We start from the raw sequence: 8927 nt of genomic DNA on the forward strand, positions 1-8927 counted from the left end.
GCAGTGGGGACATGCCCCGGATTTCCTTTGCGATTCAGCGGAGTTCTGCAAGATTCGGCAATGCAGGACCGATGCTGCTTCACAGCTTGAATGAGGCGCGGAACATACTCGGATTCCCGGTCGGCGCAAGCCCCTTTTCGCAGGTGCGGCAGGGGGACGGGGGGAGGGCTATTCGTCGGTGTCCGCCCCGGCTTTTCCCTTGGCTTTCAGCTGTTCGGCAAGGCCCTGCAGCGCCGAAAACGGCTTTACATCGGCGTCGGAAAGCGGGGTCACGCCATCCCCGGCGTGAAGCGTCTGCGCGAAGTCGACACCGGGCGCGCGCGGGTAAAGCGGCAAGGCCAAAGCCAGAGCCTCGACCGCGATTTCGGCCAGATCGATCATCTCGGGCATCGGCTCGACCGTGTCATCCTCGGGCATCTCGACCTCGTCGCCCTCGGGCAGTTGGTAGCCCGCGACATAGCGGCGGCGCACCAGTTCGTCGATCCGCGCCGGGACAGGGACCAGCGTCACGCTGCAGGGCTGGTCGGCGCGGGCGGTCAGCCGCGCCTCAAGCACCAGTTCGTCGCGCCCCGAGGGGTGGATCTCGCCGGTCAGGTCCAGATGCGACAGGCCCAGAAGTTCAAGCTCCTGGGCCATCGCCTTGCGTTCGTCCGCATCGGGGCGATAGCTGAACCGGGTCGGCTTGCGCGGACTAAGACCGCCGGTGCGGAAGCGGGTGGGGCGGGCATGGTCAGGATCGGTCATTGGCGGGGCTTTCGCGGGGCCGCCCAAAACGGGTGCGGCGTTCCATTCTTGAACAAGGGGCTCATAGTCTGTTATCCCGAACGCCAAGGGTTTTGAAGAACCTGCGTTGACAGATGGCAAAAGAGCGGGGCGTGAGGACAGGCATGGCAGATTTCCGGTTCGCGCGTTCGGTCCTGGCGGCCTGCCAGGGGTCGCGCAAGGGGCTTGTTTCGCTGGCTCTCATCGCGACGGTCGCGGGCTGCTCGCCGGTCTTTCGCAACCACGGCTATGTCCCGACCGAGCAGGAACTGGCCCTGATCGAGGTCGGCGTCGACACGCGCGAAACGGTGGGCCAGAAGATCGGCCGTCCGACGACCTCGGGCCTTCTGAACGACGAGGGCTGGTTCTACGTGCAAAGCCGCTACAAGCATTTCGGCCCGCGTGCCCCGCAAGAGATCGAACGCCAGGTGCTGGCGGTGACCTTCAACGCGGCCGGCACGGTCGAGAATGTCGCCCGCTACGGGCTGGAGGACGGCAAGGTCGTCCAGATTTCGCGGCGGGTGACCGAGCCGAACGTGAAGGGGCTGAACGTCATCCAGCAGATCCTGGGCAGCTTCGGTCGCCTGCAGGCGGGCGACCTGCTGGGCGACTGATCAGTCCTCGGGCTCGAACGTCAGCGCCACGCCGTTGATGCAGTAGCGCAGGCCGGTGGGCGCGGGGCCGTCGGGGAAGACGTGGCCCAGATGGGCGTCGCAGCGGTTGCAGTGCACCTCGGTCCGGCGCATGAACCAGCTGTTGTCCGACTGCTCACCCACCATTTCGGGATCGAGCGGGGCGTAGAAGCTGGGCCAGCCGGTGCCACTTTCGAACTTGGTCTTCTGGTCAAAGAGCGGCGCGCCGCAGCAGATGCAGCGGAAGGTGCCGGGGTCCTTCGGGAAGGCGTCGTGGGTGAAGGCGCGTTCGGTCCCGTGCTTGCGGGTCACCTTGTAGGCGAGGTCCGAAAGCTGGGCCTGCCATTCGGCTTCGGTCTTGACGATCTTGTCCATGCGGGTCTCCTTTGAGGCTAATCTAGGGGCTGCGGCCGCGGGGGGAAAGGGCGTGGAGCCACTTCGAAAGGGCGTTCTGGTCGCAAGGCTGGCCGAGGGGCGGGCCGACATGGGCCGGGTCATGGCGCTGCGGGCGGCCTGCTTCCCGCGCAGCAGGGGCGTCGAGGCCGATGCGCAGGACGCGCTGTCGGCGCATGTGATGGTCGAGGGGCCCGAGGGATTGCTGGGCTATTTCCGGGTCATGCTGTTTGGCTGGGGGGCGGGGCTGGCGCAGGGCTATGCCGCGCGGTTCTACGATGTGGGGCCTTTGTCGGGCTATGCCCGGCCCATCGCCGAGATCGGGCGGTTCTGCGTCGCGCCGGGTGGGGTGCATCCGGACGTGCTGCGGCTGGCCTGGGGCGCGATGACGCGGCTGGTGGACGAGGGGCAGGCGGGGCTTCTGGTGGGGTGTTCCAGTTTCCGCGGCGCCAGGTGGGAGACGCATCGGGCGGGGCTGGCGCTTCTGGCAGCCGAGTTCCTGGGGCCGGTGGAACACCTGCCGGGGCGGAAGGCGGCCGAGGTCGTGGACTACCCCGCGCTGGTCGGGCCAGTGGGTGACCGACGGGCCTCGCTGGCGGGGCTGCCTGCGCTGTTGCGAACCTACCTGGGGATGGGCGGCTGGGTCAGCGATCACGCGGTGGTGGACCTGGACCTGGACACGCTGCATGTCTTCACCTGCGTCGAGGTGGACCAGGTGCCCGCGGCCCGGGCGGCGTCGTTGCGCGCGGTGGCGGGGTAGATGGTCACGCAAGGCAAATGTGTAAAAACAACGTATTTTCTAGTATTTATCGGAAGACGTTAATGTTATGTCCTTCTTGTGCTGAAATCAGCCGCCGCCGTGGATCGCCTTGATCGCATCGCCAATGGCGTAGGCTTCGGCCTCGACGGCCTGGTGATCTCGGACGTATCGGCGGGCGAAATCCATCAAGCCCCAGTCACGGAACTGTTCGACATGCTTCACCTCGTGGCCCCAGAGGGCGACGTTGTTCTGGGCGTCCCAGGCGTTGCGGAAGATGATCGTGTCGATGGCGGTGACCGCGGTGGCATCACCGTAGCGCATTGCAAGCGATTGGACGCTGGCGTCCTCGATCACGCCGACGCGGTATTCGATGCTGTCAAGAAGGTCGGCGGGATACCAGGCCAGAAGCGCCTCCCGGATGTGGGGCGGCATCGGATCGGTGCCCTGCGTCCAGGCGGCATCGCGCGAGGCGACAAGGGCGTTGGCCAGCGCGGTTGCGGCGATCTCGTAGCCCGTTTCCAGCGCAGCGTTCGGGTCAAAGAGGGTCTGGGCCTGCGGCGGCGTCGCGGGAAGGGCCGCGAGGAGAAGTGCGAAAAGGGGGCCAGCACGCATGGGCCTCAGGGTGCCAAGGTTCGGGCCAGGGTTCAACCTGAGGCTTCCGTCGGTGACGGAAAGGTGAGGGCTGCGCGGGTTGGGGCGGTTGTGAAACGGAGCGCGTTCCGCGCGAAGACCTTTTGTCTCGGCCCTGCGTGTGAAGGACACGCAGGACCTCGGGACCTCCGTCAGGTGGGCAGCCGTCCCGCTTAGGCCCGGCCGCGACGGCCGCCGCGACGGCCCCCGGCAGCCTGGGAGGCGGCGGCGGAGGCTTCGGCGAAGGTCATGCCGCCTTCGACCGATTCCAGCACCTTGGCAAAACGGATCCACTCGCCGCCGTTCGCGTCGTGGTTCATCAGGAAGTTGGCGGCGCGGATCGCCTCCATTTCCTGCTGGCGAACCGGGTTCATGATGGCGGAGGTCATGCCCGCGCCGATGGCCATCGGCAGGAAGGCTGCATTGATGCCGTGGCGGTGCGGCAGGCCGAAGCTGATGTTCGAGGCACCACAGGTGGTGTTCACGCCCAGCTCTTCACGCAGGCGGCGGACGAGGGCGAAGACCTGCTGGCCCGCCGAGCCCATCGCGCCGACGGGCATGACCAGCGGGTCGACCACGATGTCATGCGCGGGGATGCCGAAATCGGCGGCGCGTTCGACGATCTTCTTCGCGACGGCGAAGCGGACATCGGGATTTTCGCTGATCCCGGTGTCATCGTTCGAGATTGCCACGACCGGGACGTTGTATTTCTTGACCAAGGGCAGGACGAGTTCGAGACGGTGTTCCTCACCCGTGACCGAGTTCAGCAGCGGGCGGCCTTCGCAGGCCATCAGGCCGGATTCCAGCGCGCCGGGGACCGACGAGTCGATGCAGAGGGGCACGTCGACGGTCTGCTGGATGATCTCGATCAAGGCCTTCATCAGCGGCGGCTCGACGAAGTTGTTGTCGGCATAGCGCGGGTCCTGGGCCATCATGTTGGTGAAGACCGCGCCCGAGTTCACGTCAAGGACGGTGGCCCCGCAGGCGACCTGTTCGAGGGCGTCCTTGATGACGGTGTCGAAGTTGCCGGCCTCAAGCTCGGCGGCAAGCTTCTTGCGGCCCGTGGGGTTGATGCGTTCGCCGATCACGCAGAAGGGTTCATCAAAGCCGATGATGACGGTTTTCGTTTTGGATTCAATGACAGTACGGGTCATACTTGAGGCTTTCTCTTAAGCGGTGGCAGAGGCCGGAACGCCCGAGGCGCCGCCGTTTTCGGTAACCCACTGGGCATTGGTCTTGATGCCGCCAAGGGGGAAGAAGTGGACCTGTTCGATACCAAAGCCCGGGTGCGCGGCCTTGTGGGCGGCAAGGCCCTCAAGGACCTCGGTCGGCTCGTAGGGGAGAAGGAGTTTCGTCACATCCATCGCCCGCTTTTGCAACACGCGGAGCGATGGACCGACACCGCAAGCGATGGCGAACTTGATCAGGGTCTGCAGCTTCGCGGGACCGGCGATGCCGATGTGAACGGGAAGCTTGATGCCTTCGGCCTGCAGTCGGTTCACCCAGTCGATCACCGGCTGAGCCTCGAAGCAGAACTGGGTGGCCATCGCCATCTGGGCGTCGGTGCGGTCCATGAAGGCGGATTTCCAGCGGGCGGCTTCCATGACCATGCGGTCCGAGCCATCGGGGTCGATGTCCTTGTTGCCCTCGGGGTGGCCTGCGACGTGGAGGCGCTTGAACCCGTCAAACGCCCCGGATTCAAGGAGTTGCATCGAAGTGCTGAAGTCGCCCACTGGTTGCGCCACACCACCGGCAAGGAGGAGGCCCTGGGAGACGCCGACATCCTTGTAGGCCGCGACCCAGGATTGCAGCGTGGCCTTGTCCTTGATGATGCGGGCCGGGAAGTGGGGCATCACGTCGAAGCCTTCGGCCCCGATGCGCTTGGCGGTCGCCACCATGTCCTCGATCGGCGTGCCGTCGATATGGGCGATGTAGACGCGGGTGCCGGTGGGCAAAAGGTCGCGGAAGCTTTCCACTTTTTCGGCGGTACGGGGCATGACCTCGATCGAGTAGCCCTTGAGGAAGGGCTCCAGAGACCCGGTGGCGGGGGCGGCGTCTTCCTTGCGGCGGAAGTTGAACAGGGCCATGACAGTCTCCTTAAGGGTCATGATGGCTTCAGGCCTTGGCCCAGCCTTCGGCGTCGATCAGCGATTTCAGGCGGGCGGTGTCGAATTCGGCCTCCAGCTTCGCGGCATAGTCGGCGGCAAGGGTGTCCGGCTCGCCCTCCAGATCGGCCACGACGGTCTTGCGCCATTCGGCAAGATAAGCGTCCGCGTCCTTGGCGCCGATCTTCATGGCGCAGCGGTCGATGGCCTGTTCGAACCGTTCTGTCAGCTGGACCTTCGAGCCTTTGCGCCCCTTGCCGACGATGACCTGGGCCGGGATGTCGCGCCAGTAGACGATGGTGATTTCGGCCATGATGCGGTGATTCCCTGACTGCCTGTTGCTGCGTTGATAGACGTCGCTCTCCGACAGCCGGTGTCGGTTTTCGACATGGCGGGAGATAGATGCGACCACCTCGGCGCCGTGCGAGAGTAGTCACCTGCGCTGGCGGATGCGAGGGGGGCCTGACGCAGAAGATTTCATGAAGAAGATGAGCCGCGCGAAACGAAAATGCCCGGCCCCCGGGTGGCGGCTGGGCATGATGGGTCAGGATCGTCTGGCTACCAGCGGTAGTTCACGCCGATCTGCATCAGACCGAACTCGATCTCCGAGATCGCGCCGGGGTTATGACCTTCAAGCGTGATCGCGCCAAGGTCGAAGTGGTCGTAGCCTGCGGTCAGCGAAACCTTGTCGCCCAGATTCCGCTCGACGCCTAGGCCCAGCGTCCAGCCCGTCAGCGTGTCGCTGTTGACCGTCGTCTGTCCGCCGCCGCTGGTGCCGGCGACGTCGGCCTGGGCGAAGCCTCCGGTTGCGAAGAAATGCATCTTGCTATCCGCCAGACCGACGCGGCCCCGCAAAGTCATCAGGTCGCTGACGATGGTTTCGCAATCGTTGCACAACAGGAAGATGCCAGGCTGCGGGGAGGCAGTGATCTCGCCGCTGGAAATGCTGAACGCCGCACCAAAGGTGAATTGACCCCGCTGCCAGTCGCGGCCGACCGTCAGGATCGGCAGCGTGCCGGTCCAGTCGTCGGACAAGGTGGCGTGGCCACCCAAGGCGGGGCGGTCCCAGTAATTGTCCCCGGTCGATCGGGCGGCGGAAAGGCCTACGTAATAGCCGGACCAGTCCGTCGTCGGGATCGGTTCGGCAAGAACTGCGGATGACCCGAGGATGGCGGCAAAGAGACTGCCCGCCACGATTGGCCTTGCTGTGATTTTCATGACTGCCTCGACGTTTTTTCCAAGGATATGCCCCGCTTGCAATATGCGTCAATGTGCATGGGACATGGCCCGGGTCATGGGCCCGCGGTTCAGGCAGGAATGCAACAGCCCGCATCCGGGCAGCCACGCTTGTCAGGGCGGGAAAACCCGTCTACCTTTCGGGGTAACCACAGATGGAGGGCGGTCATGACGCCCGAGCGTCCCCGTAGGGCGGACGCGACAGACGCGCAGGTCGAGACGCCGATGGCCGTTTCCCTCGCGGATGAGCCGTCAGCCCTGCATGACTTGGGGCCTGCTCCGCTTTATGCGGCGCTGGACCTGGGAACGAACAGTTGCCGGATGCTGATTGCCCAACCCCTGGGCAGTCAGTTTTCGATCATAGACAGCTTTTCGAAATCGGTGCAGCTGGGCGTGGGGCTTGAAGCCTCGGGCCGGTTGTCGCGCGCCTCGATGGGGCGGACGATCCAGGCGCTGCGGATCTGCGAGAAGAAGATCGAGAAACATGGCGTCGCCCGGATGCGGCTGGTCGCGACCGAGGCGTGCCGGCGGGCGCGCAATGCCAAGGAGTTCATCCGCCAGGTGCGGCGCGAAACCGGCCTTGCGCTGGAGATCATCGCCCCAGAGGAAGAGGCGCGGCTGGCTGTCATCTCGTGCGCGCCGCTGGTCAATACCTCGACCGAGCAGCTTCTGGTGGTCGATATCGGCGGTGGCTCGACCGAACTGGTCTGGATCGACCTGAGCGCGGTGGCCCCTGCGGACCGGCCAAAGGCGATCATGCGGTTGCACATGGGCTTCAACGCGCAGGGCGAGGGCGCGGTGGCGCGGGTGGTGGACTGGATTTCGGTGCCCTTGGGGGTGGCGACGCTGAAGGACCAGTTCATCGACGTCGACGACGATGCGGCGCGCTTTGCGCTGATGAGCTGGTTCTTCGAAGAGAACCTGGCCAGCTTCAGCCCCTACAACGCCGAAAACCCGCGCGAAGGGTTCCAGATCATCGGGACCTCCGGGACGGTGACCACGGTGGCGGCGTCGTTCCTGAACCTCAAGCGCTATGACCGGACCAAGGTGGACGGGTTGCAGATGACATCCGACCAGATCGACCTTGTGATCCGGGAATATCTGGCGCTGGGGCCGGAAGGGCGGCGGACCGACCCGCGGATCGGGCGCGACCGGCATGCGCTGATCATGTCGGGGGCGGCGATCCTGCAGGCCCTGATGCGCATCTGGCCCACGGACCGCTTGTCGGTGGCCGACAGGGGCCTTAGGGAGGGGCTTCTCTATGCGCAGATGAGCGCGGACGGCGTGCTTTCGGACGGACCCTACACATGAGCGAGTAACAGACCTCCGGGCGCGGGCAGCGTGAGCTGCGGGTGCGCGTCAAGACCGCCAAGGGGCGCAAGCTTTCCTCGACGCTGTGGCTGGAGCGGCAGCTGAACGACCCTTACGTGATCCGCGCGCGCAAAGAGGGGTATCGGGGCCGGGCGGCCTACAAGATCCTGGAGCTGGACGACAAGTACGGCTTCCTGAAACCGGGGGCGCGGGTGGTCGATCTGGGCTGCGCGCCGGGGGGCTGGTGTCAGGTGGCGGCGTTGCGGGTCAACGCGCTGGGGCAGAACCCGAAGAAACCGATCGGCTATGTGCTGGGTGTCGACCTGCAAGAGGTCGAGGCGATCTCGGGCGCGGAAATCCACCAGCTGGACTTTCTGGAGGATGGCGCGGAAGACAAGGTCAAGGGCTGGCTGGGTGGCCGTGCCGACGTGGTGATGTCGGACATGGCGGCGGCGGCCAGCGGGCACAAGGGCACCGATCACCTGCGCATTGTGGCGCTGATCGAAGCGGCGCTGGCCTTTGCCTTCGACGTGCTGGAGGACGACGGCACCTTTGTCGCCAAGGTGCTGGCGGGCGGGGCCGAGCAGCAGATGCAGACCTTGCTGAAGAAGAATTTCAAGAAGGTGGCAAACGTGAAGCCACCGGCCAGCCGGGCAGACAGTTCGGAAAAGTTCGTCGTGGCGATGGGCTTCCGCGGCCGTCTGGTCGAGGGCGGCGAAGGGCAGTCTGACCCTGACGCGGGTCCTCTGGGGTGACCTCCCCTCACCTCCGGCCCCTCTCCCGCGGGGGGAGAGGGCAGTGGTCGGCCGCAATTCTCTAGAATGACAATGAAAAAGGCGCCCGAAGGCGCCCTGTTTCAGCGGGGTGGAGCTGATCAGCCGCCCCAGCTGCGGACCGGTCCGCAATCCATGTGGACGAAGTTTGAGCGCGAATACTTGCCGACCCCGCCCGAAGCGCAGGCCGCAGCCGCCTTGGCCATCTGCCCGACTGAACGTGACTGAAGCCGCAAGTCGGCTGCCTGGCCCTTCATGTGCAGCGAGTTCTTCGCAACACCGCCAGACCTTGACCGGAGCATGGCGTTGGTTCTGGGGGAGCGGT

At 65.4% G+C, this 8927-nt stretch carries 12 protein-coding genes; 4 read left to right on the forward strand and 8 right to left on the reverse strand.

The window, feature by feature from the left end; all coding sequences use genetic code 11:
• Nucleotides 1-168: 168 nt before the first annotated feature.
• Nucleotides 169-744, reverse strand: a complete 576-nt coding sequence (locus U1E69_RS20885) for a YceD family protein (RefSeq protein ID WP_322246329.1) — start codon at nucleotides 742-744, stop codon at nucleotides 169-171.
• Between the two features lie 143 nt (nucleotides 745-887).
• Between U1E69_RS20885 and U1E69_RS20890 the strand changes: the two genes are divergently transcribed.
• Nucleotides 888-1376 (forward strand): outer membrane protein assembly factor BamE, encoded by a 489-nt coding sequence (locus tag U1E69_RS20890; protein ID WP_322246330.1) that lies wholly within the window; start codon nucleotides 888-890, stop codon nucleotides 1374-1376.
• On the opposite strand, the gene msrB is transcribed toward U1E69_RS20890, so the two are convergent.
• Nucleotides 1377-1769 (reverse strand): peptide-methionine (R)-S-oxide reductase MsrB, encoded by a 393-nt coding sequence (msrB, locus tag U1E69_RS20895; RefSeq protein WP_322246331.1) that lies wholly within the window; start codon nucleotides 1767-1769, stop codon nucleotides 1377-1379. It abuts the gene before it with no gap.
• Nucleotides 1770-1821: 52 nt separating this feature from the next.
• On the opposite strand from msrB, the gene U1E69_RS20900 reads away from it, so the two are divergent.
• Nucleotides 1822-2547, forward strand: a complete 726-nt coding sequence (locus U1E69_RS20900; RefSeq protein ID WP_322246332.1) for a GNAT family N-acyltransferase — start codon at nucleotides 1822-1824, stop codon at nucleotides 2545-2547.
• An 87-nt stretch (nucleotides 2548-2634) separates the two neighbouring features.
• On the opposite strand, the gene U1E69_RS20905 is transcribed toward U1E69_RS20900, so the two are convergent.
• The 5 genes from U1E69_RS20905 to U1E69_RS20925 form a co-directional block, all read right to left on the reverse strand.
• Nucleotides 2635-3159, reverse strand: coding sequence for an eCIS core domain-containing protein (locus tag U1E69_RS20905; protein ID WP_322246333.1), 525 nt, complete (start codon nucleotides 3157-3159; stop codon nucleotides 2635-2637).
• A gap of 191 nt (nucleotides 3160-3350) precedes the next feature.
• Entirely contained in the window at nucleotides 3351-4331 is a 981-nt protein-coding gene (locus U1E69_RS20910; protein WP_322246334.1) for a methyltetrahydrofolate cobalamin methyltransferase, read from the reverse strand.
• 15 nt (nucleotides 4332-4346) lie between these two features.
• Entirely contained in the window at nucleotides 4347-5264 is a 918-nt protein-coding gene (locus tag U1E69_RS20915; protein WP_322246335.1) for a methylenetetrahydrofolate reductase, read from the reverse strand.
• A gap of 28 nt (nucleotides 5265-5292) precedes the next feature.
• Nucleotides 5293-5595, reverse strand: coding sequence for a virulence factor (locus tag U1E69_RS20920; protein ID WP_322246336.1), 303 nt, complete (start codon nucleotides 5593-5595; stop codon nucleotides 5293-5295).
• Between the two features lie 245 nt (nucleotides 5596-5840).
• A complete protein-coding gene (locus tag U1E69_RS20925) occupies nucleotides 5841-6500 on the reverse strand; it encodes an outer membrane protein (RefSeq protein ID WP_322246337.1) in 660 nt (219 codons plus the stop codon).
• A gap of 186 nt (nucleotides 6501-6686) precedes the next feature.
• Here U1E69_RS20925 and U1E69_RS20930 point away from each other — a divergent pair, with 186 nt between their 5' ends.
• On the forward strand, nucleotides 6687-7829 hold the full coding sequence (locus U1E69_RS20930; RefSeq protein WP_322246338.1) for a Ppx/GppA phosphatase family protein: 1143 nt from the start codon (nucleotides 6687-6689) through the stop codon (nucleotides 7827-7829).
• Between the two features lie 41 nt (nucleotides 7830-7870).
• Nucleotides 7871-8584, forward strand: a complete 714-nt coding sequence (locus tag U1E69_RS20935) for an RlmE family RNA methyltransferase (protein WP_416200312.1) — start codon at nucleotides 7871-7873, stop codon at nucleotides 8582-8584.
• A gap of 119 nt (nucleotides 8585-8703) precedes the next feature.
• On the opposite strand, the gene U1E69_RS20940 is transcribed toward U1E69_RS20935, so the two are convergent.
• Nucleotides 8704-8927, reverse strand: a 224-nt coding sequence (locus U1E69_RS20940; RefSeq protein WP_322246339.1) for a YcbK family protein, incomplete at its 5' end; no start/stop codon positions are given.

Origin of the sequence: Tabrizicola sp., from assembly GCF_034366665.1 — a bacterium.
In the GTDB taxonomy this organism is placed as follows: Bacteria; Pseudomonadota; Alphaproteobacteria; order Rhodobacterales; family Rhodobacteraceae; genus Tabrizicola.

Excerpts from the sequence above, each read along its gene's own strand:
- U1E69_RS20885 (WP_322246329.1), bottom strand. The coding sequence starts at position 744 with ATGACCGATCCTGACCATGCCCGCCCCACCCGCTTCCGCACCGGCGGT.
- U1E69_RS20890 (WP_322246330.1), top strand. The coding sequence starts at position 888 with ATGGCAGATTTCCGGTTCGCGCGTTCGGTCCTGGCGGCCTGCCAGGGG.
- msrB (WP_322246331.1), bottom strand. The coding sequence starts at position 1,769 with ATGGACAAGATCGTCAAGACCGAAGCCGAATGGCAGGCCCAGCTTTCG.
- U1E69_RS20905 (WP_322246333.1), bottom strand. The coding sequence starts at position 3,159 with ATGCGTGCTGGCCCCCTTTTCGCACTTCTCCTCGCGGCCCTTCCCGCG.
- U1E69_RS20910 (WP_322246334.1), bottom strand. The coding sequence starts at position 4,331 with ATGACCCGTACTGTCATTGAATCCAAAACGAAAACCGTCATCATCGGC.
- U1E69_RS20915 (WP_322246335.1), bottom strand. The coding sequence starts at position 5,264 with ATGGCCCTGTTCAACTTCCGCCGCAAGGAAGACGCCGCCCCCGCCACC.
- U1E69_RS20920 (WP_322246336.1), bottom strand. The coding sequence starts at position 5,595 with ATGGCCGAAATCACCATCGTCTACTGGCGCGACATCCCGGCCCAGGTC.
- U1E69_RS20925 (WP_322246337.1), bottom strand. The coding sequence starts at position 6,500 with ATGAAAATCACAGCAAGGCCAATCGTGGCGGGCAGTCTCTTTGCCGCC.
- U1E69_RS20930 (WP_322246338.1), top strand. The coding sequence starts at position 6,687 with ATGACGCCCGAGCGTCCCCGTAGGGCGGACGCGACAGACGCGCAGGTC.